Source organism: Trinickia sp. NRRL B-1857, assembly GCF_050470685.1.
Lineage (GTDB): Bacteria > Pseudomonadota > Gammaproteobacteria > Burkholderiales > Burkholderiaceae > Trinickia.
Genome location: NZ_JBFLUK010000001.1, coordinates 4,111,271 through 4,136,327, shown reverse-complemented (window position 1 = coordinate 4,136,327; position 25,057 = coordinate 4,111,271). Strand labels below are relative to the sequence as shown.

Below are 25,057 nucleotides of genomic sequence, written 5' to 3'. Positions count from 1 at the left end.
CGGCTCGAGCATCGACTCAACAGAAATCGCGGCTTTGCGATTGCAAGCCGCCTAAAAGATGAGATAGATCCACGAGCCGCTTGGCCACGAGATGGCGCACTTCGCCTTGGCACTGCCATACGCCGTATACGGCAAGCAACGAGGCGCCGAGCACTTCCTTGCGCTGTTTTTCGAGCAGGCTCGGCCAAACGATGACATTGACGTTGCCCGTTTCGTCTTCGATCGTCACGAAGATGACGCCTTTGGCCGTGCCCGGCCGTTGACGAACCGTCACGATGCCGCAGCCCCGCGCCGGTTGGCCGTCGCGATAGCCGTACAGCTTCGATGCCGGCATCAACCGTTTTTCGAGTAGTTGCGCGCGCAACAGCGCAAGCGGATGGCGGCGCAGCGTCAAACCCGACGAGCGGTAATCGGCCACGATGTTTTGTCCCTCCGTCGGCGCTCCCAGCAACGGCGTATCGTCCGCGTCAATTGCCGCGGCCAGCATGTCGCGCTCGGGCACGGCCGCCACCGAATGCCAAAGGGCTTCGCGTCGATTGCCGACAAGCGCGGATAACGCGTTCGCATCGGCCAACACGTGCAAGTCGTGTCGATCGAGCTGCGCACGGTTCGCGAGATCGTGCACATTCGAAAACGCGCGGACGGCACGCGCGTTTTCGATGCGCTCCGCCACGTCCTCTTTCATCCCGCGCAAAAGCGATAAGCCAAGTCGCACCGCCGGGCGGGCCGCCCCTTCGAGCGGTTCGAGCACGGCATCCCATCCGCTGACGGTCACGTCGGCGGGCAGCACCTTCACGCCATGCCGGCGCGCGTCCTGCACGAGTTGAGACGGCGAATAAAAACCCATCGGCTGACTATTGAGCATTGCCGCAAGAAACGCCTCGGGTTCATGACATTTGAGCCAACTGCTCGCGTAGACGAGCAACGCAAAGCTCGCTGCATGACTCTCGGGGAAACCGTATTCGCCGAAGCCTTTGATCTGCTCGAAAATGGCATCGGCAAAGCTGCGCTCGTACCCGCGCTCGAGCATCCCGTTCACGATGCGGTCGTAGTACCGCTGCAAGCCGCCCTTGCGCTTCCATGCCGCCATCGCCCGGCGCAGTTGATCGGCTTCGCCCGCACTGAAGCCCGCCGCGAGAATCGCGACCTGCATCACCTGCTCCTGAAAAATCGGCACACCGAGCGTACGCCCTAATGCGGCCTCCAACGCCTTGCTCGGGAAAGTCACGGGTTCGAAACCCTGGCGCCGGCGCAAATACGGATGAACGGCGCCGCCTTGAATCGGACCGGGCCGAACGATCGCCACTTCGATGACGAGATCGTAGAAAGTTTTCGGCCGCAACCGCGGCAGCATGCTCATTTGCGCACGCGACTCGATCTGGAAGACGCCCACCGTGTCCGCACGCGAAATCATCGCGTAGGTCTCCTCTTCCTCGGGCGGGATGTCCTGCATCTCGAAGCGCTCGCCGCGCCGCTCGGACACGAGCTCGAGCGCACGCCGTATCGCCGACAACATTCCGAGCGCCAACACGTCTATCTTTAGCAATCCTAACGACTCTAGATCGTCTTTATCCCATTGAATCACGGAGCGGTCGGGCATCGCCGCGTTCTCCACCGGCACGAGCCGCGTCAGCTTGCCGCGGCTGATGACGAAGCCGCCCGAATGCTGCGATAGGTGACGCGGAAAATTGAGCAATTGCGCCGCCAGTCGCGCCCAAGCTTGAATCAACGGCTGGTTGGGATCGAGCCCGGACTCTTCGAAGCGCGCGAGCAAATCGTGGCTCGTGTCGAACCAATGATGCGACTTGGCGACGGCATCGACGATCTGCGGATCGACGCCGAGCGCCTTGCCCGTTTCGCGCAGCGCCCCGCGTGGACGGTAAGTGGAGACGGCCGCCGCGATCGCCGCGCGATGGCGGCCGTATTTGCGGTAGATGTATTGCACGACGAGCTCGCGCCGCTGGTGCTCGAAATCGACGTCGATATCGGGCGGCTCGCCCCGCTCGCGGCTGATGAAGCGCTCGAACAGCATGTTGCCGCGCGCAGGATCCACCTCGGTAATCCCCAGGCAATAGCAAACGGCCGAATTGGCAGCCGACCCACGCCCTTGGCACAGGATGTTTTGGCTGCGCGCGAAGCGGACGATATCGTAGACCGTCAGGAAATACGGCTCGTAGCGCAGCTCGGCAATCAGCGTGAGTTCGTATTCGATCTGCTGCTGCACCGGATGGGGAATGCCGGCGGGGAAACGCCGCCGCGCGCCCGCGTAAGTTTCTTGCCGCAGATAAGCGGTCGGGGTGAAGCCCTCGGGTACGAGTTCGTCGGGATACTCGTAACGCAGCTCGTCGAGCGAGAAGGTGCAGCGCGACAAGATGTTGATCGTCTCGCGCAGCGTTTCGTCGGGATAAAGATTGACGAGACGCAAACGCGAGCGCAAGTGCTGTTCGGCATTGGGCGCCAGCTCGTAGCCGCATTCGTGCACGCTCTTGCCGACACGGATGGCCGTCATCGTATCTTGCAACGGCTTGCGCGAACGGAGGTGCATGACGACATGGCCCAGTGCGACGACCGGCAAGCCCTGCCCGCGCGCGACATACTCGATCGCGCCGCGATGGATATCGTCCATCGCCCGCTGGTGCAGCACGAGCCCCGCCCAAGCTCGGCCGGGGAACGTCGCGTCGAGCCATTCGAGCTGAGCGGCAAGCGCCTCTTCTTTCGCCGGGAAATCGGGCACGAGAATCGCCAGGCAATCGGGCATCCCGCGCAAATGCGCATACTCGGGCTCGGGCCGCGAAAGATCGTACGGCGTCAGCCGATATTCCCCCTTCGGCGAGCGCGTACGCGCAAGCGTGATGAGCTCCGACAAATTGCCGTACCCCTCCCTGTTTTGCGCAAGCAAGATGAGCCCGAACGAGGGCGAGCCATCGGCATGGCATAAGCGGAAATACGAGCCGACGACAAACGGCAACCCGGCTTCCTTAGCCGCGTCATGCGCGCGTACGACGCCTGCGAGCGAGCATTCGTCGGTGATCGCGATACCCGCATAGCCGAGTTGCGCCGCACGCGCGACGAGTTCTTGCGCGTGCGATGCGCCGCGCAGGAACGTGAAATTGGAGAGGCAGAAAAGCTCGGCGTACGCCGGCAGCCCATTGAGACCGGGAACCATCGCATCATCCGAATAAGCCATGAAGGAACCAGCGAGGTCCTTCGTCCGCATCGCGGCTACTCACGCGTTCGCGGTAAATCCAGTAATAGCTTTTGTCGTCGGCCTCGGCGACGAAGTAATCGCGCGTGACGAGCTCGCCGTCGAACCACCCCGCCTCGATACGCTCGGCCGGCGATACGACGCGCAGCGGCGATCCATAAAACGGGCGGTGCGCTCGCGTGAGTAAGCGCACCGGCGTGGCAAGCATCCAGGTCGGCCGCGGCAGTCCTTCGGGAAGCGTGCCCTTCGTCTTCGCATGAAGCTCGCTGAGCGGCACCCATCGATTGGCAACCTCGGGCCGGTAATCGGCGGTGGGGGCGGCACGCAAAACATTGTCCTCGCCGAGCCGGGCCACCAGCAATTCGAGTAGGCGCGCATGGCTTTGTGCCGAGCCACCCGGCTCCGGGAAAAGCTGCTCGGCCGGCGGGGCCGCCTCCTCCACCTTCGAGGCGTCGAGCCGCACCGCGATCATCGGCGCCGCCAATTCGATCCGATGCAGCCGCTCCTTGAGCAACCGCAGCAGATGCGCCTCCTGCCACGCGGGCTCGCCGAGCGCGATTTCCAGGGAAGTGGGCGCCATGGCTTGCCTGCCCCGCTCGTGCTCGAGCGAGAGCGCAATGGCCGTCACCGCCAATTGCTTGGCGCAAAGCCAGCCGCACAATTGCACGATCAAGCGGTGCGCGGCGTGCAGCGCGCCGTCCGCATGTTCGATACGGTCCGGCAACTCGAGGCGCGCGGAAAACGTAGGCGCCAGCACGAGCCAATCGAACAATTCAGGCGCCGTGCCGAACGCGCGATCGAGCGAATCGAGCATGTGCTCGCCGCAGCGGCGCTGCAATCCCGCGCGCGGCAAACGGCGAACGTCGGCGATCGTCGCGCAGCCGAGCCCGGCGAACCAATCGGCATACGCGCGCACCTCGGGTACCGCCTCCATCGGCAGCGGCGACAAGACGCGCTCGAGTGAAGCGAGCCGCAGCACACGCCGATTGCCATGGCGCGCGAGCAGCCAGGCGCCTTGCCCCGTCGGGGCGATGCCGATGCGGGCCGTAAAACCGAACGCGTCGAGAATGGCACGCGCCTGCCGACACAGCGCCCGCACGCCACCGAACAATCTCAAGCTCGCACCGATTTCGACGATGACCGTCGCTTCCTCGGCAAGCGTCACATCGGGGGAAAACCGCATCAGCGCCACGCCCACTTCACGCGCCGCCTGAGCCTCGCGCGCCGCATCGCGTTCGAACATCAGCACATCGGCCGACAACGTGAGCACGCCGCCGCGCTTCATGCCGAGCCGAATCCCGGCCGCGCGTGCCGCCGCATCGGCAATGACCACCTTATCCTTTTCGAGCGCGACTCTACCGGCCTGCGGCTCAGGCAACCACTTGGGCCGGAAGACTTCGAGCGGCAGTTTCGGCAAATGGACGGCGAGATAGACGCGCATGGCGAGACAGCAAAACAGGTGTGGGTTGCAAGGAAATCGACAACGGCTCCACGCGCAGGGGCCCTCGTCGCTTCACGATATCGACCATCAACCCTTTAGCCGATGGCCGCAGCGCCATCCGCAGTAAAGCCGGCGATGCCTCTTGTGCCACCGTTAAAGGCCGCACCATCACGAACAGCGTTTCAGCGGACTGCGCCGCCAAATGCAGCCGCCGCAGCGACGCCGACTGGGCCGACGACGCCCAAAAAATCAATGCGCCGCAGCTTCCCGAGCGCAGAATCTGCTCGGCCGACCACAGCGCATCGGCCGTCTTGGGCGCCTTGATATGAAGCAGGCGTTCAAGCGGCACCCCGATGTAGCCGAGCCCTAAGCCGTTGGGCACCTGGGGCGGCTGTAGCAGCGCCACGGGCCGATCGCCTAAAGCGCTGAGCGCCGGTTGCAGCAGCCGCATCTCGCCGATCCCCGGCTGCTGGACGAGCAAATCGACCAGCGCACCGAGCGGCCAGCCGCCGCCGGGCAACTCGGCCGACAACGCCGGATACCCTGTTTCCACCACGCGCGTGCGGCCATGCGCAAGCTGCGAGGCCCGCCACAGCGACGGGTGGAGATCTTCGGCACGAACGGAGGCGGCAAGCATCGATAACCACAAAACCTGTATATCCATACAGCATCTTACACGCAATCGTGCCCCTCGGAACTGGAACTTTTTATCCCTTACGCGCGCTCGCTCGGTACCTTGCACGCCACGACATTTCGTAAAAGCATGCATTTCGCCTACTTGGCCCCCACCCCTCACTACGAAATGCCAAGCGGCGCTCCTTGAGTGCCGTCAATACAATCGTCGGAAGATACGGTGATACCTCCCGGCGGGAGCAACCTGCGGCGTGCCGTATCCGTTCGCGCCTCTCGCAAGCAGCATGGCGCCGTGAACACATTCCAAAAAACAACGATAGATAGGAATCCCCATGTCAACTCTCGACATAGTCGAGGAACGCGAAGATCTGCAACGCGAAGCGGCATCGACCGCGACACCGGCCTCCCAACCGGCGCCGCGCCCGAAGCCGCGGACGCAATGCGAGATTCGCTATATCGACGAAATGGACGTGGCCCCGCTCGTGCGCGCCGAAGAGACCGGCGACGCGACTTTCCTCGCCGCCGAACTCGGCGCGGCGCGTACGCCCGACGAGCGCATCCGCATGATTCGCGGCATTCTCAACATCATCGGCTTTTCGGGCCTGGGCTATGCCGCGCTGAAGCTCGATGCGCACAAGCAGCCCGAGTACGCCTACTTGCTGCGCGATTACTTGGCGAGCGATCTGCTGCCGCAATCGCTCGGAGGCGGCTATCTATTGCGCGATCCGCACATGCGGCGCGCGTTCGAATCGAGCCGGCCGCACGTGTGGGACATGCGCTCGCTCGTCAACGCCTCGCGCAAGGACGGCATCGATCCGCCGCTGCGGAGCTTTTTCGACGGCATGCGCGAAAACGGGCTCGCGAGCGGGCTGGCATTCAGTTTGCCGATCGCTCGCACGCCCCTGCGCGCGCTCATTCTCTTTGCCGGCCCGCCCGAGCACTGTGAATGGATCACCGATAGCGTCATCGCCCAAGCGCTCGGGCTCGGCCTCTCGCTCCATCAACGGTGCGCCGCCTACGTTCAGGCTATTTGCCGGCAAGACGCCGCAAGCAGCCTGTCGCAACTGCAACAGCGCATCTTGGGCGCCGTCGTCGTCGGCATGTCGGACAAGGCGATCGCCGCGCGGTTGAACACCACCGTGCACAACGTCGACTATCACTTGCGTCAGTTGCGTGAGAAGTTCGGCGCCCGCAACCGCAGTCAGCTCGCCTATCTCGCCGGCAAGTTGCAAGCGGTCTGAGGCATGCGCACGGATACGGCCGCGGGCACCGCCCGGCGCCGGCTCCGGCCGCATCATGCGGGCGTCTCCTCGTCGCCGTCGGCCCAGCGCAACAGCTCGGCCACGCGACGGTAGAGCGCGCTGTCGATGTACTGATATTCGCGCGCGCTTTCATAGAGCGCATCGGCAAGCGCTCCGTTCGCCGCGGTCGGCACGAGAAACTCGCCGGCCCACTCGAGAATGCGCCGCGCCGTCTCTCCCTCGCCGCGCGCGGCAACCCACGGCAGCTTGCCTTTGCCCGCATAGCACAGCGCGACCGCCGCATTGGCCGAGTGCACCACCGCCGACGCCATCTTCACGCGATCTTGCAACGAGTTGAAGACCATCTCGTGCGCCATATGACGGCGACGCGAATTCAAGTGCGGATCGCCCTCCATCTCCCGGAATTCGCGGCGCACTTCCTCCATCGACATCCGGTGCCGTTTGATGAACTCATACTGCTGATAGGCGTAATCGAGCGCCGCAAACGCGACGAAAATCAGCGCGGCCCATCCCGCCAGCGTCAGCGACAACTTGCCCGTCACCGCCAAAATCGAATCGGGCCGCAGGTAGCCGGCCTGCAACGGCGCGTCGAGCGAGCCGCGCAGCAACACCCACAGCGTCACGCACAAGATGAAGGTTTTTAGGCCGGTCTTGAGCAGCACGACGACGCTTCTCAACGAGAACATGCGCTGCAAACCCGTGGCCGGATTGAGCCGCGTGAAACTCGGTGCGATCCGCGTGAACGCAACGACGCCGCCGGCTTGCGCGAGCGAGACCGCCGCGGCCGCTACCCCGGCCAGCGCTACGATGCCCAAGCCGAGCACGAGCCATCCATGAATCGCAAGTATCAGCACGGTCGAGATCGAGCTTCCCGGATCGCGCGAAGACAAAGCGGCGAAGGCCGAGTCGAATAGCGCGCGCAGCGTGTCGATCACGCGCGGGCCTTGCGAGCCGAGCGCCGCCAGTACGACGAGAAAGACGAGCGCGGCGCTCACTTCGGTGCTGAAGACGACTTCGCCCTTCTTGCGCGCATCGCGCAGGCGCTTCTCGGTTGGGGCTTGATCCTTTTCGCTCATCTCGGCAAGCGGCCTCTATAGCATCGATTTCAGCAACTCGAGCAACGAGTTGTCGGGACCCAAGTACGCATGCAACGCCGAATACACGAACGGCAAGAACAGCGCCATCATCAACACGGCTACCGCGCTCTTCACTGCCTGCGACATCAAGAAAACGTTCAGTTGCGGCATCGCACGGCTCACGAGCCCAAACCCGAGTTCGACCAGCACGAGCACCATGACGACGGGCGCGGCCAGCTTGACCGTCCAGAGCATGACGCTTGCCGCGCCGCGCGCGATGAACGGCAGCAGCGCGCTCCCGAATTTCGGCGCGAACGATGCGATCGGCCACAGCCGATACGAAGCGAACAGCGCCGATAGCAATAGATTGAGGCCGCCGCTCGTCACGAACAGCGTGATGGCGAGCATGTTCAGAAAGCCCGCGCACGGGCCGGTCTCATATTGCGCGATCGGATCGAAAAACGACTGGTTGCTCGCCCCCGTCTGGAAGTCGATCATCGAACCGGCCGCCGCGATCGCCCACATCACGGCGCCGAACGTGTAGCCTAGCAAAATGCCGATCAACGCCTCCTTGGCCACGAGTCCCGCCCACATGAGCGGCGCCAGACCTTGGAGCGAACTCATGTCCATCGCGGGGCCCAGGAACAAGATGATGACGGCCATGAAACCGTTGCGAACGAGCCCGGTCAGCACGGTGGAACTGAACGCGGGAACGATCATCATGATCGGCAGCACACGCGGCAGCACGATCACCGCCGGGCGCACCGCCTGAACGGCGGCATCGAAAGCTTCGCTCGAGACCACCGTCATGCCTCGTAGCGGCCGAGCGGCGCGATCGCCGTACGTAGCGCCGCTTCCTCGGCGCGAGCCTCGTCGGCCGCTTCGGCACGCTGCGCCGCCATGCGCTCGAGCCGCTCGCCCGTGCGTTCGGCCTGATCGCGCTTGGCATCGGCCCGCCGCAGCGTATCGCGCAACGCTTCCAGTTTCTCGGTCTCCTCACGCAGGCGCGCCTGCTCCGGCAGCGTCTTTTCGCGCGCGGCTTCGATACGATCGTCGAACAGTTGCCAATCGATCCCGGCACCCACCAGTTCGCGCGCCGAATGCGGCCCGGCCAGCATCTGCGACGCCAGCGAGCGCCCCGCCGCCACCTTCGCCGCGACGAGCCGCACGACCTCAGCCTCGGCTCGCCGCAGCGCGTCGCGCGCGGTCTCCACCACCGCCTCTTGACGACGCACCTGCGCGAGCACGACATCGCGCCGCATTTCCCGAACACGCGTGAGCTTCGCGATGAGCTTATCCATACTGTTCCTCGAGGGCGACGAGCTTGGCGAGCGTCTGCTCGTAATCTTCCAACCACGCGGGCGATTGGCAGGCGAATTCGCGCAGCGCGCCGCGCGCGGCCAACGCCGCATCGGCCAACGCATCGCTGCCCGCGCGGTATTCGCCGATCTGCACCAGCAGCTCGATCTCTTGGTATTTCGCCAGTAGCTCGCGCGCCCACGCTGCGCGCCGCACATGGGCTTCGTCGGCAACGCGCGTCATCACGCGCGAGGCGCTGGCGAGCACGTCGATAGCCGGATGATGGCCGGCCTGCGCGAGCTTGCGCGACAAGATGATGTGGCCGTCGAGAATCGAGCGCACTTCCTCGGCAATGGGATCGCTTTCGTCGTCGCCTTCGACCAGCACCGTGTAAAACGCCGTGATCGAACCGCGCGCCCCCTGCCCGGCACGCTCGAGCAACTGCGGCAACACCGAGAACGTCGAGGGCGGAAAGCTGCGGCGCGTCGGCGGCTCGCCCGAGGCGAGGCCCACCTCGCGCTGCGCACGCGCGAAACGCGTCAGCGAATCGACGAGCAGCAAAACGCGTTGCCCTTTGTCACGGAAATATTCGGCCACCGCCGTCGCCACATAAGCCGACTTGACGCGCTCCATCGCGGGCCGGTCGGAGGTCGAGACGACGAGGACCGTGCGCGCAAGCGCCTCGGGCGACAAGTTGTGCTCGATGAACTCGCGCACTTCGCGTCCGCGCTCGCCGATGAGGCCGACGACCGCGACGTCGCAACCGGCACCGCGCGCGATCATGCCGAGCAACGTGCTCTTGCCGACGCCGGCCGGCGCGAAGATACCGACGCGCTGGCCGATCCCCGTCGTCAGAAAAGCGTCGATCGCGCGCACGCCCGTCGGCAGCGACTCGTCGATCAGCGTGCGTTCGAGCGCGCCGACCGGCTCGGCGAATGCGCTCACGCGCGTGCCCTTTGCAATCGGCCCGCGCCCGTCGAGCGGTTCGCCCAAGCCGTTCAAAACGCGCCCAAGCAGCCCGTCGCCGACTTCGAACGTATGCGCGTGCCCCGTAGGCAATACCTCGGTCGCACTCGACAAACCGGCGAGGCTGCCGAGCGGCGTAAGCACCGCCGTTTGCCGCGAGAACCCGACGACTTCGGCGAACATCGGCTCGAGCCCCGGCGTATGCAGCTCGCACACTTCCCCCAGGCGAGCGTGGATGCCCGAGGCATGAATGAGCAGTCCCGCCGTCTGCGTGACACGGCCGCGCATCCGCAACGGGTTCACGTTTTCGAGCGCCTTGGCGAATCCGTCGTCATCCGCATCGCCGTGCAACTCGGCGAATAGCGCATCGCGCCAGCTCCAATCCGATTCGCTCATAGGCCCCTCCTCGCTTCGATGGCCGAGCGGATCGCATCGATTTGCGTCGACAATCGCGCATCGATGCTCCCCGCGGGCGTTTCCACCACGCAGTCGTCGTTACCCAGCGAGGCGTCCGCCACCACGCGCACGGCTTGGGCGCGCACCGCCGCATCGGCCGCGTGGGCTTCGTCCTCGAGCGCCGCGCGACGATGCGCGACGGCCTGCTTCATCACCTCCACCGACGCGGGTGCCACGCGCACGACGAGGAATGCTTCGTCGCGCACGAACGCATCGATACGCTTTAACGCAAGCGCGAAAATGCGCTCGCGTTCGAATTCGCCGACGAGCTCGCGCAGTCCGCGCACCACCATGTCGGCCATCTTCCCGCGCGAGAGCGCCAGCGCGTGCGCCGTATCGAGCGCGGCGCCGTAGGCGCGCTCGGCACCCTCTCGCTCGCCGCGCGCAAAGCCTTCGTCGTAACCCTGGCGCAGCATTTCCTCCTTGCGCCGCTCGGCATCGGCAATGATGCGTTCGGCCTCCTTCTTCGCGGTCAGCACGACCGAATTGGCATCGAGCAACGCCGAATACTCGTGCTCCTTGAGCACGCGGCGCTCCGACAGCATCTGCAAGTTTTCGCTCGTGATCAGAAAAGCCAGTCCCATGCTCGCAATCTCTCGGGAATGAGGCAAAGAAACAGCAGCTCGGCGAACTCCGCGCGTTGCGCGTCGCCCAGTTGGTAAGCCGGCTGCACGTCGGCGATACGCGGCAGTTTCAGACGCGTACGCGCGAATATGGGCGCCCCGGCCGGCGCGATGAAATCGAGCAGCAAGCGCGCGCCGCGCGCGCCGATCTTTTGCACGACGAGCTTCGGATAACGCCGCATCGGCTCGAGCGTTTCGCTGACGGCATCGAACGACGGCGTCTGACCTCGCACGAACGCAATCGTCTCCGGACCGAACCCGAGCACGAGCGCTTTTTCCACGCCGCGCGTGAGCTCGCCGCTCGCAAGCCAGGACTTGTGCAGGCACAGACCGCACAAGCGAGCCAGTTGTTCGAAAGCCTCGCGTGGCAAGAGCGCGAGCCGCTTCTCGCGCGAATCGAACGCGTAATCGGCGGGGACGTTGCCCGACGCATCCTCGTGCAAGCCGACGTTCTCCAACAGCGCCTTCGCAAGGACACGCCGGCCGCGCTCGCCGAAGCGTGCAATCTCGTTGTACGGCGCCGGCCAAATGCCGAGCGGCCAACTGGGATCGACGTAGCGCTCGGGATGCAGGTTGAACTCGGCGACGAGTTGCGCGAAGCGGCCTCGATTGACCGGCGCGCGCCAGAGCTCGTGCGCGTGATCGTCCAGCCCGCTTGCGTCATCGTCAACCCGCATGCGTTCGCTCGTGCGGCATATTGGCCGAATCCGCCCCCGCCCCGGAGCCTCGCGCCATCAGCTTGAACTGACCGCGCCGCAGAAGCAGCACCACGAGCACGACGAACGTCGACAGCACCAACGCAAGCGCGCCGAACGACAGCGCACGCGCGAGCATGCCGCCTTGCATGCCCTCGGGCTGCTCGCTTTCTTTTGGCGGCGCAGCCTGCAAGAACAACGAGACGTTGTCGTATGACAATCCTTCGATGCTATGCGCGACGAGATCTTTGACCATCGGCGCCATCATCTTCAAGTCGATACCGGGCCGGTACTTGATGTAGACCGAGGCCGACGACGGCTTGAGCTTGTCCGAGAGCGGATCGTTCTCGGGGATCACGACGTGCACGTGCGCGACGATCACGCCGTTCACGTCGAGCAGCGTTCGATCGAGCTCTTGCTCGGCGCCGTAGACGTAGCGGATGCGCTCCTCGGCCGGCGTCGAAACGAGCCCTTGCTTGCGAAAGAGTTCGCCGAGATTTTCGGTCGGCTGGCGTGGCAATCCGACCGCCTTCAGCGCATTCAATGCGGCCGGCACGGACGAACCGTCGACCGTCAACTCCCAACCGTGGTCGGGCACTTGCGATTTCGACGCGCTGATGCCGGCGTTCGCGAGCGCCTGGATCATTTCATTGGCCGATGTCTCGGTCAAATCCATATACAGTTCTTGCTGACATGCCGCCAGCAACAGGGCGCACGCGAGCGCAACGCATGCGCGCAGCAGCGTTTTCATAGGCTTTCCCAAATGCGCACCGCGCGCGCTTGAACACGCGCGTCGTGCGGTAACCGGCTATGGCGCGTCGTTCATTCGGCGTTGTTCTTCAGCAGCGAATGGGTGACGCCGTTGGATGCATCGGCCATGGCCATGCTGAACTGATACTGCTGCATCGTCACCGACGTGCTCAGCGTGAAATCGGTCAGACGCACCATCGTCATCATCGGATCGCCGGCATCGATCAGCGTGGCCGGATGCTCCATTTGCGACATCGCGGCTTGATAACGCGCATCGAGCGCAGCGGTTTCGTTGCGCATATGCGTCACGACGGCGTCGAGGCTGTGCGTCTCGTGCGCGCTATGCATTCGAATCGTGCCCGCGGGTGCGGTCTGCTCGGCCTGCGCGCCCATGTGCGCATCGAACGCGCTTGCTTGCGCAGGATCCGCTTGGCCGGCGGGTGCGGCCGGCATAGCCTGAGCCGCGCTCACGCCCACGCCGCTCGGACCTTTCGCATCCGTTAACTGAACCGCCGCGGCAGCTGGAACGGTCATGTGAACCTCACCTTACGATTGATCGGCGACAAGCGCCGGATGAGACCTCTAGCGGGCGCCGCTCGCGCGGCGCCCGGACCTCTAATGCCTAAGACTTACATCAAGAAACGTGCGCGCCGCGCTGCATGTTCTGGCACGCCGTATCCACCGTGCTGCTCTCGCCTTGACGCGCCGACATCACGGTCTTGCACATGTCCTGCGTGTTGCTCAACTGCATCGACCACAATTGGAAATTCATTTCCTGCTTCTGCATATCGTTCATCTGGGCTTGGATGTCGCCCGAGTTCATGTTCGTCGATGACACGGTCATTGCTACTCTCCTTTGCAGTGAAAGTGATTGCCCCGGCAGCCGGGGGTCCAACCTAGTCGCGCGTTGCCGCGCTTGCCTGCTCATGCGAGGCGCTTCGCCTCGCGTGAACCCGTCCACGCTTTGCGGCGGTCATGCGCATCGACACCGCATCCGCGAAAACTAGCCCGGCGGCGGCACGAAGTCGTGCACGGCCGCCGAGCCCACATCCATGAAAAACCGATCCTCCCCACGCGCGAAGATCACGCGATCCGTTTCGATCTGCCTCACCTCGAGCCCGCCGGGTAGCCGAGACCCTTCGAAATAGCGGGCCCCATCCGACGTCTCGATGAACCGCGTCCCGAGACCGTCGTCGTAGACGCCGACGATATCCGGCACGCTGCCCGCCATCGGGGGCGCTTTCTTCTGGGCAACCTCGGGTGCGCCCGCATACGCCACACGGTCGATGACCTGCAATGCCGGGCGCGCATCCTTCGTGAAATTGGCAACGCGTTGTTGCATCGCCCGATTCGCCGTGCCGCCCACGATCAACGTGCCGTGCCCGCCGTAGGTCACCGTAAGCGGCGTATCGCTGAAATAGAGCCGCGCCGATCCCAGCAACTCGTCGATCACGTAGACGTCGCCCACCGTCGTTTGCGGAAACGTTTGGGCGATGCGCTGAACTCGATCGCGATCCGATAGCGCATTGACGTAGCCGGAGACGAGAAAGCCCGTATTCGTCGGCTTCACGCTCACCTCGGGGTAGTCGTGCAGCGCCTGCTGAACCTGCTGCATCCGCTCCGTCGCGCTGGCTTGAAACCAGAACGGATCGGTCGCGCCGATCGCCAGATAGGCGCCACCCGCCAACGCCAAAACGCCCCACAACACACACAACCCGAGCACGAAGCGCCGGCTCGCCATCCATGCCGCCCACGGCGCCGCGGCCCAACGGCCCAGCCGCGAACCCGCCGGCTGACTCGCCTCGGCGGCCGCAATCGGGCGCGGCTCCGCCGCTGGGACGATGCCAAGTTTCAGCGCGCCGATCTCGACGACGTCGCCATGCCGTAACGCGCGGCGCGTCGTATCGAGCGCGACGCCGTTCAACGTCACCTCGCCCTCGCCGACGTTTTGCACCGATACCGCGATGTGCCCGACCGACAAACGCAACTGCCGCGGCGCTAATTCGCGATCGGGCACGATCACGTCGCATTGCGCTCCCGAGCCCACCCAGTTCTCGCCTACCTTCAGCGCGAGCGTGCGCCCCGAGAGCGGCCCGCTCAAAAACGACAGGCTCCAGGGCGCTTTCGTCGAAGGCATCGCGCTCGATCTGGCCACGGACGTCGCGTCGTCGGTCATTCAATGCTCCAGCACGGGCGCCGGTGCGATCGACGACACGATCTGCGTCGATGCCCCCACGCTCGATTTCGGTCCCGGCTTACCCGCGTCGCCGCGCAAAGCGGGCTGCGCTTGAGCGCCCGGAGCCGGGGTCGGCGCCGGTGCCGGCGCAGACGGTCCCGTACCCGGCGCCGGCGCCGGCATACCCGGCACCGCGCTCGGCGGAACGACGAGCGGCGCGGGCGTCTTGCCTGGCGTGGGTTCGCCTGAATTGAACGGCTGCCCCGGCAGCGGCGGCTCGACGCCCATCGGCGACGCGCTCGGCTCGAACGCGCTCGCCGTCTGCACCACGCGCGGCGTCAACAGATAAAACCGATCGCTGCGCTCGCCGTTCTTCTTCGTGTACTTGAACAGGTTGCCAATCCAAGGGATATCCGAGATCCACGGAATGCCCGTCTTGCTCGTCGTGAACGTGTCGTTGTTGAACCCCGCGATGAGCAAGCTCCTACCCTCGTCGATCATCGCCTTCGTCACGATATTGCGTTGAATCACGGCCGGCACTTGCGTCACCGTCAGCGCGCTGTTCAATTGACCGTCGTCGATGTCGATCGACATCATCACGCCCGGCTTGCCGCCGTCCTCGACGATGCGCGGCGTCACCTTCACGCTCGTGCCCGTCGTGATGCCATACAGCGAAGAGTCTTGATAACCCGCAACCTGCACGTAGAATTCGGTCAGGTTTTCAAGAATCGCTTCGTTATTGTCCAGCGTCAGAATCATCGGCTTGGACAACGTCTGCGCCTTACCCGTCTGTTGCAGCAAGTTGATGCGCGAGAGCAGGTAGTCGCGCATCGCGCCGCCGATCGACGCCGTCAGCGCCATGCCGATCGGCGTCGAGGCACCCGTTTGGCCCGCCTCCGAGTTGCCGGCGTTGAACGTGAGCGGCGGGTTGCTGCCGTCGCCGAATTGGAAGTCGCCATGAGGCGTATGCAACCGCCAATCGACGCCGAACGAATCGAGCGCGCTTTCGTCGATGTCGATGATCGTCAGCCCCACTTCGATCAAGCGCGGCCGCGCATCGAGCGCCGAGATCAACTGCGCGTATTGCGGCATATGCTCGGGCACGTCGCGCACGATCACCGAGTTCGTCCCCGCATCGGCCACGATCTGCGGCAGCGCGATGGGCTGCCCCGTCGACAGCGCCGGCTCGGCCGCGCCCCCGTTCGGTGCTTCCGTCGTGGTCGCGTTCGCCGCGCCGAGCGTCAGTCTGGGCACGTTGACCATGTCGCCCGAGGACAGCTTCACCTGTCGCGAGGCGCCGCCTAGCCGCGCGCCGTAGCCGGGCGAGCCGATATTGCTGTCGTTCTTGCCGAACAGGCGGCCGAGCGTCGTCGCCACGCCGGGAATCTCGACTTCCTTGCCCGCGCGATTGATTTGGAAATCGGTCGCGTATGCATAGCGCAGCGGAAACGCGCGAATCTCCGCGCGATCGAGCCCGCGGCTCGGATCGGTGATCGTCGAAATCGCTTGGCGCACGAGCTCGACGTAGCGCTGCGGCCCCGAGACGTAGATCGTGTTCTCGCGATCGCTGATGATGAGCGGGAACCGCTTGTCGGGAATCCGCATCGCCTCGAGCGTGCGCGACAGCTCCCCCGCGCTGCCCTTCGGAATCGGGAAGACTTGCGTCTGCCCATCCTCGGCGCGGTCGATATACAGCAGCGACCCGTCGAAGTAGTACGTCAGGCCGTAGGTCGCGCAGACACTGCGTAGCGTCGCCAGCGGAGAACCCGAGAAATGGCCGCTGATCGTGCCGTCCACCTTCGAATCGATGACGGCAGTGATGCCCTGCGCGGAGGCGAGCTCGCGGATGAAGTCGCTGACTTTCTTGCCGTCGGCGACGATCGTATAGGGACGATCGCGCCATTGCAGCTCGGCCGCGTGCGCCACGCTCGGTGCACCGAGCATACCGGCGAGCGAGAGCGCGAGCGCGCCGAGCGCGAACCGAGACAACACGAAGATGCCGCTTGAATGGTTGGCAAAGGCGCGGCGCGCCCGAGGAGAAAGCATCTGGGTGCTCAAAACAACCTCGCAAAAGACTGCTGACCGAACAACAGAACCGAGCGCCCAATCCAGCCGCCCGTCACGATGATCGCCACCATCACCGCGATCATGCGCGCGGCAAGGCCGATCGTTTGATCCTGCAATTGCGTCACGGCTTGCGCGAGCGCGACTAACAGCGCGACGCCCGCCGCGACGAGTACCACCGGCAAAGACAACATCAACACCAGCAAAAGCGCCTGTCGCGTAATGTCGAGAATCGTTTCCGTCGTCATCGAGTCGTCCTTGCTCTCGTAGATTCGCAATCGTTTGACCGTTGATGCGCCGAAGCGCCTCGCTAAGCGATCGCGGGATTGGACACCCAACCGATGGTGCGCAATTCCACGTCTTCCTCGAGTTCCTGATACGACAGCACCGGCAAATCCGGGAGCACCGCGGCCAATGTCGTGCGCACGTAGCGGCGCACGTTCAGCGAGACGACGACGGCCGTGCGCACGGAGGTCGCGCGTTTGCGCGGCATCCCCGCGCTGCCCGCGCTTTGGTGGTGCGTATCGAAGAGCTTGCGCACTTGCAGACAGACGTCGTCCTTCACTTCGCGGGCCAGGCCCAGCACGTTGCCTTGCTTCGTGCGCAATACCGCCTGCTCGAAGCGCTCCTGCAATACGGGTTCGAACAAAATGACGTCGAGCTTGCGGGCGTTGCCCACGTGCCGGTCGGTGATCATGCGGCGCAAATCCACGCGCACGAGTTCGACGAGCGCGATCGTGTCGTCGGGCTCGCGCGGCGCCCACGTGATCATGCTTTCGAAAATGATGCGCAAGTTACGGATGGGGATGTCTTCGAGCAGCAAGCGCCGCAATACTTCCGTAATGCGCTGTAGCGGCACGAGACGCATCAACTCGGCCACGAGCTCGGCATAGTCGCGCCGCACGAGCCGGATCAGATGCTGCGCCTCCTGAATCCCGATCAGCGCGGCCGCGTGCTTGCGCACCTCGCTTTCCACGTGCCGTGCGAGCACTTGCTCCGTGCGCAGACCTACCAACGGGTCCGGCGCGCGTGTCTCGCCGGACAGCATCGATATCACGCCCGTAGGCGCCGCGGGCTTCTCGGGCAATTGTGCCGGCGTGGCGTCGAGCGGCAGCCAGATCGGCTGCGCAAACGGTCCGAACGGCTCGCCCGGCGTGCGCTCGACGCTGTCGGCCAACGGCGTGACGCCGTCCCACAGCAGCCGATCGAGCCGCAACTGACCTTCCGATGCGAGCACGTCCTGCACGAACACTTGGTAAGTGCCATCGGGCAACGCCGTCTCGAACGCCACGTGGACGCGCGGAAAGATCGGGCCGATATCGGCTTCGACGTTCGACTTGGCCGCCGCCAACGCTTCTTGCAAGCGCACGAGGTTGAGGTGCGGCGCGATCGTTCTTGCAAGCGTCACCGCAACGGGCGACGTCACGCCCGACGTATGCGGCCCCACCTGCGACTCGCTCTCTCCGGGCACGAGCGGCTCGGCCAGCGTGATAAGTTTCAGCGGCGGCATCGTTTTGCGCCGGCGAAGCAGCAGCGCGCCCCCGCCACCGGTTACAAGCGCGAGCGCGGCGAACGACCACACCGGAAATCCGGGCACGAAGGCAAACGCGAGCAGCACCGCGGATGCGATCAAAAGCGCACGCGGATGAGCCGTGATTTGCTTGCCGATTTGCTCGCCGAGCTGGCTGTCGTTGGCATCGCGCGTCGCAACCCGCGTCGTCACGACACCGGCCGCGATCGACACGAGCAGGGACGGAATCTGCGCCGACATCCCGTCGCCGACGGTCAGAATGGCGTAGCGGTGCAGCGCGTCCGATACGCTCATGTCCTTCATGATCGTGCCGACGGCGATACCCGCGAGAATATTGACGAACGCGATGACCGTGCCCGCGATCGCATCGCCTTTGACGAACTTCATCGCGCCGTCCATGGCGCCGTGCAACTGCGACTCCTGCTCGAGCCGCTCGCGGCGATGCTTCGCTTCTTCCGAGCTGATGATGCCCGCGCGCAGATCGGCATCGATACTCATTTGCTTGCCGGGCATCGCATCGAGCGAGAAGCGCGCCCCGACTTCGGCGACACGCTCGGAGCCTTTCGCGATCACGATGAATTGCACGATCGCGATGACGAGGAACACGACGCCGCCCACTACGAAGTTGTTGCCGACGACGAGCCGCCCGAACGCATCGATGATGTGTCCCGCATTGGCGTGAAGCAAGATCAGCTTGCACGATGCGATGTTCAACGACAAACGCAAAAGCGTCGTAAACAGCAGCATCGCCGGAAACGACGAAAAGCTCAGCGCCGACGGGAGGTAGGTCGATACCGTCAGCAACACGACGCTAATGGCTAGATTGAGCGAGATGAGCGCGTCCATCACCGCTGTCGGCAGCGGCAAGACGAATAGGGAAACGACGATCGCCATGAAGCCGGCCAACGCAAGATCGTAGGGGCGCACCGGGCGACGTGTGTCGTCGGCGCCGCTTTGACCCGGCAACCAGCCTTTCATCTGCTTCCTGAGCGCCGCCACGGACATGAAATCCCTCTTCGATAGATCGCCACGCGGAAATGGGAATCCGCGACGAAAAGTGTAAGAGCGAGGCAAAGGCGTCTCAATCGTCAGATTCGTAGTAAATCGCGCGTCGACCACTACGCAAGTTCGAAACACTACTGAACAGTGCAGTTCCAAGCGGCCCACACGCGCGGATATAGTCGAAAGCCATGAAGCGGCGTTCGAATACGCAATGCGCCGCTTACGACATGGAGGACTGCATGGCAAACCCCGAGGCGCGCAAGCGCCTGTCGAAAGGAAGTAGCGAACGCGATCCGCGGCACGCGATCGACTTCATCGAACTGGCCGATTGCCAGCTCGTAGTCAGCAAACACGCGACACGTCACGGCGAGACGAACGGCAGCGACCGCGTGTCCGAAATCGCCGCCGACCTCGCCGCGGCGCATTCGCCGCACGAACGCAAGCAGCTTCTGCGCATCGCGCTGCGGACCATCGGCTTCGATTGGTTCTGTTATTGCCGCCTGACGCGGCTTGGAGAAATGGTCAATCGGGCGCGCTATTTCGATCTGTGCTCTCCGCCCGGCTGGGCGCAGCGCTATGTCGACGCGCGCTATTTCGACGTCGACCCGCGTATGGCATTTGCCTGCCGCCACGACTGGCCGCTCGTCTGGGATCAAGAATCGCTCGCCGCGGAACCCACGATCGCGGGGCAATCGAACGAGCGTATGCAGCGCTTCCTCGAAGATGCACAAGCGTGCGGCACGCGCAGCGGCATCGCGTTCGGGCTCGTCGATCCGGGTAGCCTCGAGCATAGCGTGATGATCTTCAGCTCGGCCAATCCCACGAGCGGATGGATCAACGATCGCGTCGTGGGACAGGCGTATGCGCTCGGTCTCGGCGTGCATGCGTTCCTCGCCGAGCAAATGGCCTCGATGGTGCAAACGCCCACGCTATCCGATCTACAGCGCCGCATCCTGAACTTCACGGCCAGCGGCCTGAGCGATCGCGAGATTGCCCAGCAGCTGAACATGTCGCGCAGCAACGTCGACTATCACATGCGCCAAATCCGCAAGAAGTACGGGGTCTTGAACCGTGTGCAGCTTGCGTACTTGGCGGGACGGCTTTACGTCGTCTGACCAACATGTCCGCTACTTTGGCAAGTGCGCCGCCCAAGGCGAGCGCGCCGCTTTCGGCTGCGGCTGCGCCTACGGCCGCGTCACCGCCGCCGCCAAGCGCTGCGCAACCGCTCGGCAACGCGTCCGGCCTACCGCGCATCAGCGCGCTGGCCGCGCAGGCGTTGAACCGCGCCTATGCCTGGCCGACGCCGCTCGCGTTCGCGACCGCACACGGCCACTACGAGTTGCGCTGGCAAGCGGACGCGCAACCGAAAGCGCCCGGACACGTCTATACGTTTCGCTTCGGCCCCGCCGAAGGCCGGTTCGTGCTCGACTCGATCGGCGAACACGCATTGATCGGGGATGCGGCGAGCGATGCCGTGCCGGCCGAGATCCGCTGCGCGCTGCTCGCCGATGCCCTTGCACCGCTCATCGAGGCATTGGAGACGCGCACCCGGCAACGCATCGAACTCGGCGTTGCGACAGCCGGCGCGGCGCTCAAAGACGACCTTGCACGCGAGCAAGATGCCCTGCGTTTCAGGGTCACGCGGCCAGGCAGCGAATGGTATTGCCACGGTGCGTTGCGCTTTGCCGAGGAACGCTTTCTGGGCCTGGCGTGCCCGGCGGAGCCGCCCCCGGCCACGCTACGCGATACCGACTTCGACGCGTTGCCGATCGCGCTGCGTTTCGTCTTGGGCTCGACGATGCTCAGCGTGGCCGAACTGCACTCGATCGCACGCGGCGACATCATCGGCATCGAGCGCTGGCAATCGTTCGGAAGCGCGCTGCGCTGCGTCGCAACCACGAGCGACGGGCACGTGACCGTGCTCGCGAAAGCCGTCGGCTCGCGCATCGTCATCGACCATATCGAGGAGAATCCCGTGACGCCATCCACCCGGCCCGATGCGCCGGCCGCCGGTCCGTCGGGCACGCTCGAGACACGCACGCCCGCATCGTCCGCCGGGACCGCGGGCGAACCCACGCTGACTCAACTCGACGCGCTGGAAGTGCGCGTCACGTTCGAACTCGATGAGCGATCGATGCCGCTCGCGCAGTTGAAAGCGCTCAAAAGCGGCTACGTGATCGAACTCGATCAGCCCCTCAATCAAAGCACCGTTCATATCCGCGCAAACGGGGCGCTGCTCGGACAAGGGCATCTGGTTGCCGTCGGCAACAAGCTCGGCGTGCGCGTTTCGCGTTTTTCGGAGAGCGGCGATGAGTAACATGCCGAGTCCCGTCACGATGCTGTTCTTGATCGTCGCGCTCGGCACGATTCCCTTTGCCGCGCTGATGGTCACGAGCTACACCAAGCTCGTCGTCGTGCTGGGACTGTTGCGTACCGCGCTGGGCGTTCAGCAGGTGCCGCCGAACATCGTCTTGAACGGCATCGCGCTGATTTTGACGATCTACATCATGGCGCCGGTCGGCAGCTCGATCGTCGACACCATGCAATCCAATCATGTAACGATCGACGGGTCGATGAGCATCGACGATGTCATGGCCATCGGGCAGTCGATTGCCCCGCCGGTCAAAAAATTTCTCTCTCAGCATACGGCGCCGGGCGAACGCAACTTCTTCATGCGCTCGGCCACGGCCATCTGGCCGGCCGAACGCGTGCAAGCGCTCCAGTCCGACGACTTGATGGTACTGGTGCCGAGCTTCATGCTCTCCGAACTCACCCGGGCCTTTCAAATCGGCTTCGTGATCTATGTCGTGTTCGTCGTGACCGACCTCATCGTCGCGAACGTCTTGCTCGCGCTGGGCATGCAGATGATTTCGCCGACGACGATCTCGATCCCGTTCAAGCTACTGCTGTTCGTGATGCTCGACGGCTGGTCGGTGCTCGTGCACGGCCTCGTGCTGTCGTACCGCTAGCGGATCGGCATCGCCATGCGCCGCGCGCTCGTCACCGCCCTTCTCGCATTCTTGACGTGCATAGCGTCGGGCGGCGCGCGCGCCGACGATTTCATGGCGCTCGCGATGCGCTGCGCCCCGACCGTCGAAGCCCATACGCTCGCGGCGCTCGTCAGCGTGGAATCGGGTTACAACCCCTACGCGATCGGCGTGGTAGGCGCGCATCTCGTACGTCAGCCCACCTCGCTCGACGAAGCCATCGCCACCGTCCAGAACCTGACGCGACTCGGCTACAACTTCAGCATGGGGCTCGGACAGGTCAACCGCTACAACCTCGCGCGCTTCGGCGAGACCATGACCTCGATCTTCGACCCTTGCGCGAACTTGCGCGTCGCGGGCTCGATCCTCTCCGAGTGTTTCGCACGGGCGCAGCACGTCGAAGCCGATACGCAATATGCACTGCGCAAGGCGCTGTCGTGCTACTACAGCGGCAATTTCTCGACGGGATTCTCGGCCGGCTACGTCGAACGCGTCGTCTCCCACGCACTCGACGACGGCCATCACGCCGTCATGCCGATTCCGCTTGCCTCGGTGGGCGCCTCGCCCCCCGGCCCGATGCCGGCGCGAGGCAGCACGAGCTCGGCTTCGGTGCCCGCCTCGGTCAGCCGCCGCTCGCGCTGCGCGCTGGGCATCGTCGTGCTGTCCGACTGCGCCGGCGGTGTCCAGCCACACCCGCGTAGCGTCACGATCCTCCCGTGATGAACGCGTCCCTCGTCGCCCCAAAAAACGCCTTGCTATCCGGCGCCGACGGCCACGGTCTCGTTCGTTCTCGCCACTGCGAAACCGCGTAGTCGCACGCAAAATATCCCCTTCCGACAGCGACGATTTTCGGTGCATCTTACCGGTCGAAACCCGCGCCAGTCGTACGTCTTACCGATTTCATCCCTCGTTCGACAGCGCCGTTTTCAGGCATACCTCACTTTCGTAGTTCCACGTAATGCGTCTATGCAAAACCCCAGTAGAACTACTGGTTCAACGATCGCTCATGACGCGCTGACGCTGGATACTGTTGCCTCTCGCGGCCTTGGGTCCGCGCGCATTTCATGGAGCACGAGAGATGAGTCAGTACGGCACCATCGATGCAGACAACGATGTTTCGAACTTCTTGGTTTATGGCGACGCGGACCTCGATAGCGTGGCCGATGCGCCGATCGAGGAAGACGCCCCCGACGGGCAGCGTCTTGCCGGAATCGCGCACGACTTGGCGAAAGTCGGCACGGCCGAGGCACGGCATGCGCTTCTGCGTCCGGCGCTGCGCGCGGCCGGCTTCGATTCGCTTTGCTACCTGCGCGTCTCGCGCATCGGCGACACCGTCAATCGAATCGCTTACTTCAATGCGTTCTCGCCGACCGGCTGGGCGCAACGCTATTTGCGCGAGCGCTTCTACGAAATCGACGCGCGCCTAGCCTACTCGTGCCGGCACGAGTGGCCGATGTTGTGGGATTTGTCGTCGATCGCATCGACGACCTCGCTCGCGGGCACGAACGCCGCAGGGGCCGCAAGTACGACGGGAGCGCCCAGCGCAACGACAGCAGCGCGCGCGGAGCGCTTCGCGGCCGCGGCGCGCGACGCCGGCATGCTCTCGGGCGTGTCCTTCGGCCTGAACACGCCCAATGCACTCGACGCGAGCGTCGTCATCTTCGCTAATTCGCACGCGTCCAAGGCGCGGCTTCCGGACATGGCGATCGGCCATGCCTATGCGCTCGCCGTGGGCCTGCACGAATTCCTCTCGATGCGCGCGCCGCAGATGCATCGTCCGGCTCACACCGCGGAGCTGAGCGATATCCAACGCTCGATCCTCGAACTCGTCACGCTCGGGATGAACGACAAAGACATCGCGGAGCGACTCGGCACGTCGCATCACAACGTCGATTACTACCTGCGCCAGCTCAAGAAGCTCTATCACGCGACCAACCGCGTGCAGCTCGCCTATATCGCAGGACGCGTATTGGCCGCGCCGGCCACGTGCAGGGAGACGAATTAGCCGCTCGACCGGCTCCATCCCCAGCGCGCGGCCAGATACGCGAGCTGGGCCCGGTTTTCGACGTTGAACATTCTTTGCAACGTCTTCACGTGTTGCGTGACGCGATGCAGCGAAGCCATCACATCGACGGCGATCTCATGATCGGAAAGCCCGCGCACGAGCCGATCCAGCACCGCCGCCTGCTCGTCGGTCAGCGTGACGACGCGCGCGGCGCGGGCGCACTCCTCGACGTACGGCTGCATCAAGCGGCCGATCGTCATGCACGACGCGAGCACGCTGCCCATCACGCGATCGTCGATCCAATCCGTATCGCACGCTTGCGAACTCAAGGTCAGCGCGATACGCAAGTCGGCGCGCGGCGCCGGCAAGCCCAAGATGAGCCCGGTGTGCATTCCATGTGCGCGCAATGCCGAAATCAGGCTCCTCACGCGCGGGTCGCCGACATTCGACCGCGCCTCCAATTGATCCACATTCCAAGTTACGGGAAGACCGCTTTCGCGCAATACCGCGAGTCGCGGGTCCGTTTCATACAGCCGGCTCTTCAAATAGATTGTCGTAAACCCGACGTTTCCCATTTCACGCATCGCGTAGGCACGCAAGATGCGCCTCCCAATGGATTCCAAGGCCATGTAAGAGAATGTCGAAAAGCCGGCTTGCTGCAAGCGCTCGCGGCATTCGCGCAGTTCGCATTCTTGCCTTCCCGCATCCAGCGTCGCATCGAGCTGGGCAAAGTAAGCAAGTGCATCGGCTTGCGAAAACCATACGAGCGCCGGAAATCCGTCATCGGTTGTCATCAGCGAATGACCTCTCCCACCGGTATCGTTTTTTTGCGTTTATTATTACGCGATGTTACGCGCTCGAACATAGGCGAATCAAACTAAGGGGC

Annotated in this window: 23 protein-coding genes; 6 read left to right on the top strand and 17 right to left on the bottom strand. The window is 64.3% G+C overall.

From position 1 onward, the window contains the following. Window positions 1-16: 16 nt before the first annotated feature. The 3 genes from AB1286_RS18550 to imuA are packed head-to-tail and all read right to left on the bottom strand — an operon-like array spanning window position 17 to window position 5,283. Complete coding sequence (locus AB1286_RS18550) at window positions 17-3,187, bottom strand: error-prone DNA polymerase (RefSeq protein ID WP_430364629.1); 3,171 nt, start codon at window positions 3,185-3,187, stop codon at window positions 17-19. Beyond that, window positions 3,171-4,646, bottom strand: coding sequence for a Y-family DNA polymerase (locus AB1286_RS18545; RefSeq protein WP_430364628.1), 1,476 nt, complete (start codon window positions 4,644-4,646; stop codon window positions 3,171-3,173). The genes AB1286_RS18550 and AB1286_RS18545 overlap by 17 nt, the downstream gene beginning before the upstream one ends. After that, window positions 4,576-5,283 carry a translesion DNA synthesis-associated protein ImuA gene (imuA, locus tag AB1286_RS18540; RefSeq protein ID WP_430365117.1) on the bottom strand — a complete coding sequence of 236 codons (708 nt, stop codon included), beginning with the start codon at window positions 5,281-5,283 and terminating at the stop codon, window positions 4,576-4,578. Before imuA ends, AB1286_RS18545 begins: the two co-directional genes overlap by 71 nt. Before the next feature lie 328 nt (window positions 5,284-5,611). Here imuA and AB1286_RS18535 point away from each other — a divergent pair, with 328 nt between their 5' ends. After that, entirely contained in the window at window positions 5,612-6,520 is a 909-nt protein-coding gene (locus AB1286_RS18535; RefSeq protein WP_430364627.1) for a helix-turn-helix transcriptional regulator, read from the top strand. A 53-nt stretch (window positions 6,521-6,573) separates the two neighbouring features. On the opposite strand, the gene AB1286_RS18530 is transcribed toward AB1286_RS18535, so the two are convergent. The 13 genes from AB1286_RS18530 to AB1286_RS18470 all read right to left on the bottom strand — a co-directional run bounded on the left by AB1286_RS18530 (window position 6,574) and on the right by AB1286_RS18470 (window position 19,155). Beyond that, entirely contained in the window at window positions 6,574-7,617 is a 1,044-nt protein-coding gene (locus AB1286_RS18530) for an EscU/YscU/HrcU family type III secretion system export apparatus switch protein (RefSeq protein ID WP_430364626.1), read from the bottom strand. A gap of 15 nt (window positions 7,618-7,632) precedes the next feature. Continuing rightward, the gene (sctT, locus tag AB1286_RS18525) at window positions 7,633-8,421 is read right to left on the bottom strand and encodes a type III secretion system export apparatus subunit SctT (protein ID WP_430364625.1); all 789 of its coding nucleotides are present in this window, start codon (window positions 8,419-8,421) and stop codon (window positions 7,633-7,635) included. 2 nt (window positions 8,422-8,423) lie between these two features. Beyond that, window positions 8,424-8,918 carry a hypothetical protein gene (locus AB1286_RS18520; RefSeq protein WP_430364624.1) on the bottom strand — a complete coding sequence of 165 codons (495 nt, stop codon included), beginning with the start codon at window positions 8,916-8,918 and terminating at the stop codon, window positions 8,424-8,426. Then, window positions 8,911-10,278, bottom strand: a complete 1,368-nt coding sequence (locus tag AB1286_RS18515) for a FliI/YscN family ATPase (RefSeq protein WP_430364623.1) — start codon at window positions 10,276-10,278, stop codon at window positions 8,911-8,913. The genes AB1286_RS18520 and AB1286_RS18515 overlap by 8 nt, the downstream gene beginning before the upstream one ends. After that, on the bottom strand, window positions 10,275-10,922 hold the full coding sequence (sctL, locus tag AB1286_RS18510) for a type III secretion system stator protein SctL (RefSeq protein ID WP_430364622.1): 648 nt from the start codon (window positions 10,920-10,922) through the stop codon (window positions 10,275-10,277). The genes AB1286_RS18515 and sctL overlap by 4 nt, the downstream gene beginning before the upstream one ends. Further along, window positions 10,904-11,638, bottom strand: a complete 735-nt coding sequence (locus AB1286_RS18505) for a SctK family type III secretion system sorting platform protein (RefSeq protein ID WP_430364621.1) — start codon at window positions 11,636-11,638, stop codon at window positions 10,904-10,906. Before AB1286_RS18505 ends, sctL begins: the two co-directional genes overlap by 19 nt. After that, window positions 11,628-12,407 carry a type III secretion system inner membrane ring lipoprotein SctJ gene (gene sctJ, locus AB1286_RS18500; RefSeq protein ID WP_430364620.1) on the bottom strand — a complete coding sequence of 260 codons (780 nt, stop codon included), beginning with the start codon at window positions 12,405-12,407 and terminating at the stop codon, window positions 11,628-11,630. Before sctJ ends, AB1286_RS18505 begins: the two co-directional genes overlap by 11 nt. A gap of 71 nt (window positions 12,408-12,478) precedes the next feature. Next, window positions 12,479-12,940, bottom strand: coding sequence for a hypothetical protein (locus AB1286_RS18495; protein WP_430364619.1), 462 nt, complete (start codon window positions 12,938-12,940; stop codon window positions 12,479-12,481). Window positions 12,941-13,040: 100 nt separating this feature from the next. Continuing rightward, window positions 13,041-13,250, bottom strand: coding sequence for a hypothetical protein (locus tag AB1286_RS18490; protein ID WP_430364618.1), 210 nt, complete (start codon window positions 13,248-13,250; stop codon window positions 13,041-13,043). Window positions 13,251-13,409: 159 nt separating this feature from the next. Then, window positions 13,410-14,582 (bottom strand): FHA domain-containing protein, encoded by a 1,173-nt coding sequence (locus tag AB1286_RS18485; RefSeq protein ID WP_430364617.1) that lies wholly within the window; start codon window positions 14,580-14,582, stop codon window positions 13,410-13,412. Beyond that, complete coding sequence (gene sctC / locus AB1286_RS18480) at window positions 14,583-16,628, bottom strand: type III secretion system outer membrane ring subunit SctC (RefSeq protein WP_430364616.1); 2,046 nt, start codon at window positions 16,626-16,628, stop codon at window positions 14,583-14,585. It abuts the gene before it with no gap. Window positions 16,629-16,636: 8 nt separating this feature from the next. Continuing rightward, window positions 16,637-16,894, bottom strand: coding sequence for a type III secretion system export apparatus subunit SctS (gene sctS, locus AB1286_RS18475; RefSeq protein WP_116136849.1), 258 nt, complete (start codon window positions 16,892-16,894; stop codon window positions 16,637-16,639). Between the two features lie 62 nt (window positions 16,895-16,956). Next, entirely contained in the window at window positions 16,957-19,155 is a 2,199-nt protein-coding gene (locus tag AB1286_RS18470; protein WP_430364615.1) for an FHIPEP family type III secretion protein, read from the bottom strand. A gap of 263 nt (window positions 19,156-19,418) precedes the next feature. On the opposite strand from AB1286_RS18470, the gene AB1286_RS18465 reads away from it, so the two are divergent. The 5 genes from AB1286_RS18465 to AB1286_RS18445 all read left to right on the top strand — a co-directional run bounded on the left by AB1286_RS18465 (window position 19,419) and on the right by AB1286_RS18445 (window position 24,171). Then, window positions 19,419-20,294, top strand: coding sequence for a helix-turn-helix transcriptional regulator (locus AB1286_RS18465; protein WP_430364614.1), 876 nt, complete (start codon window positions 19,419-19,421; stop codon window positions 20,292-20,294). 5 nt (window positions 20,295-20,299) lie between these two features. Then, entirely contained in the window at window positions 20,300-21,496 is a 1,197-nt protein-coding gene (gene sctQ, locus AB1286_RS18460; RefSeq protein WP_430364613.1) for a type III secretion system cytoplasmic ring protein SctQ, read from the top strand. Beyond that, window positions 21,489-22,148, top strand: a complete 660-nt coding sequence (gene sctR, locus AB1286_RS18455; protein ID WP_430364612.1) for a type III secretion system export apparatus subunit SctR — start codon at window positions 21,489-21,491, stop codon at window positions 22,146-22,148. The genes sctQ and sctR overlap by 8 nt, the downstream gene beginning before the upstream one ends. A gap of 15 nt (window positions 22,149-22,163) precedes the next feature. Next, window positions 22,164-22,886 carry a lytic transglycosylase domain-containing protein gene (locus AB1286_RS18450; protein ID WP_430364611.1) on the top strand — a complete coding sequence of 241 codons (723 nt, stop codon included), beginning with the start codon at window positions 22,164-22,166 and terminating at the stop codon, window positions 22,884-22,886. A 358-nt stretch (window positions 22,887-23,244) separates the two neighbouring features. Next, entirely contained in the window at window positions 23,245-24,171 is a 927-nt protein-coding gene (locus AB1286_RS18445) for an autoinducer binding domain-containing protein (protein ID WP_430364610.1), read from the top strand. On the opposite strand, the gene AB1286_RS18440 is transcribed toward AB1286_RS18445, so the two are convergent. Next, window positions 24,168-24,965, bottom strand: a complete 798-nt coding sequence (locus AB1286_RS18440; RefSeq protein ID WP_430364609.1) for an autoinducer binding domain-containing protein — start codon at window positions 24,963-24,965, stop codon at window positions 24,168-24,170. The two genes, AB1286_RS18445 and AB1286_RS18440, sit on opposite strands and share 4 nt — an antisense overlap. Window positions 24,966-25,057: the final 92 nt, after the last annotated feature.

Coding starts and splice junctions, on each gene's coding strand:
- sctS (WP_116136849.1), bottom strand. CDS start 16,894: ATGACGACGGAAACGATTCTCGACATTACGCGACAGGCGCTTTTGCTG.
- AB1286_RS18505 (WP_430364621.1), bottom strand. CDS start 11,638: ATGCGGGTTGACGATGACGCAAGCGGGCTGGACGATCACGCGCACGAG.
- AB1286_RS18550 (WP_430364629.1), bottom strand. CDS start 3,187: ATGGCTTATTCGGATGATGCGATGGTTCCCGGTCTCAATGGGCTGCCG.
- sctC (WP_430364616.1), bottom strand. CDS start 16,628: ATGCTTTCTCCTCGGGCGCGCCGCGCCTTTGCCAACCATTCAAGCGGC.
- sctL (WP_430364622.1), bottom strand. CDS start 10,922: ATGGGACTGGCTTTTCTGATCACGAGCGAAAACTTGCAGATGCTGTCG.
- AB1286_RS18495 (WP_430364619.1), bottom strand. CDS start 12,940: ATGACCGTTCCAGCTGCCGCGGCGGTTCAGTTAACGGATGCGAAAGGT.
- AB1286_RS18520 (WP_430364624.1), bottom strand. CDS start 8,918: ATGGATAAGCTCATCGCGAAGCTCACGCGTGTTCGGGAAATGCGGCGC.
- sctJ (WP_430364620.1), bottom strand. CDS start 12,407: ATGAAAACGCTGCTGCGCGCATGCGTTGCGCTCGCGTGCGCCCTGTTG.
- AB1286_RS18465 (WP_430364614.1), top strand. CDS start 19,419: ATGGCAAACCCCGAGGCGCGCAAGCGCCTGTCGAAAGGAAGTAGCGAA.
- AB1286_RS18515 (WP_430364623.1), bottom strand. CDS start 10,278: ATGAGCGAATCGGATTGGAGCTGGCGCGATGCGCTATTCGCCGAGTTG.
- AB1286_RS18545 (WP_430364628.1), bottom strand. CDS start 4,646: ATGCGCGTCTATCTCGCCGTCCATTTGCCGAAACTGCCGCTCGAAGTC.
- AB1286_RS18530 (WP_430364626.1), bottom strand. CDS start 7,617: ATGAGCGAAAAGGATCAAGCCCCAACCGAGAAGCGCCTGCGCGATGCG.
- AB1286_RS18535 (WP_430364627.1), top strand. CDS start 5,612: ATGTCAACTCTCGACATAGTCGAGGAACGCGAAGATCTGCAACGCGAA.
- AB1286_RS18445 (WP_430364610.1), top strand. CDS start 23,245: ATGAGTCAGTACGGCACCATCGATGCAGACAACGATGTTTCGAACTTC.
- imuA (WP_430365117.1), bottom strand. CDS start 5,283: ATGCTTGCCGCCTCCGTTCGTGCCGAAGATCTCCACCCGTCGCTGTGG.
- sctQ (WP_430364613.1), top strand. CDS start 20,300: ATGTCCGCTACTTTGGCAAGTGCGCCGCCCAAGGCGAGCGCGCCGCTT.
- AB1286_RS18450 (WP_430364611.1), top strand. CDS start 22,164: ATGCGCCGCGCGCTCGTCACCGCCCTTCTCGCATTCTTGACGTGCATA.
- AB1286_RS18490 (WP_430364618.1), bottom strand. CDS start 13,250: ATGACCGTGTCATCGACGAACATGAACTCGGGCGACATCCAAGCCCAG.
- AB1286_RS18440 (WP_430364609.1), bottom strand. CDS start 24,965: ATGACAACCGATGACGGATTTCCGGCGCTCGTATGGTTTTCGCAAGCC.
- AB1286_RS18485 (WP_430364617.1), bottom strand. CDS start 14,582: ATGACCGACGACGCGACGTCCGTGGCCAGATCGAGCGCGATGCCTTCG.
- AB1286_RS18470 (WP_430364615.1), bottom strand. CDS start 19,155: ATGAAAGGCTGGTTGCCGGGTCAAAGCGGCGCCGACGACACACGTCGC.
- sctR (WP_430364612.1), top strand. CDS start 21,489: ATGAGTAACATGCCGAGTCCCGTCACGATGCTGTTCTTGATCGTCGCG.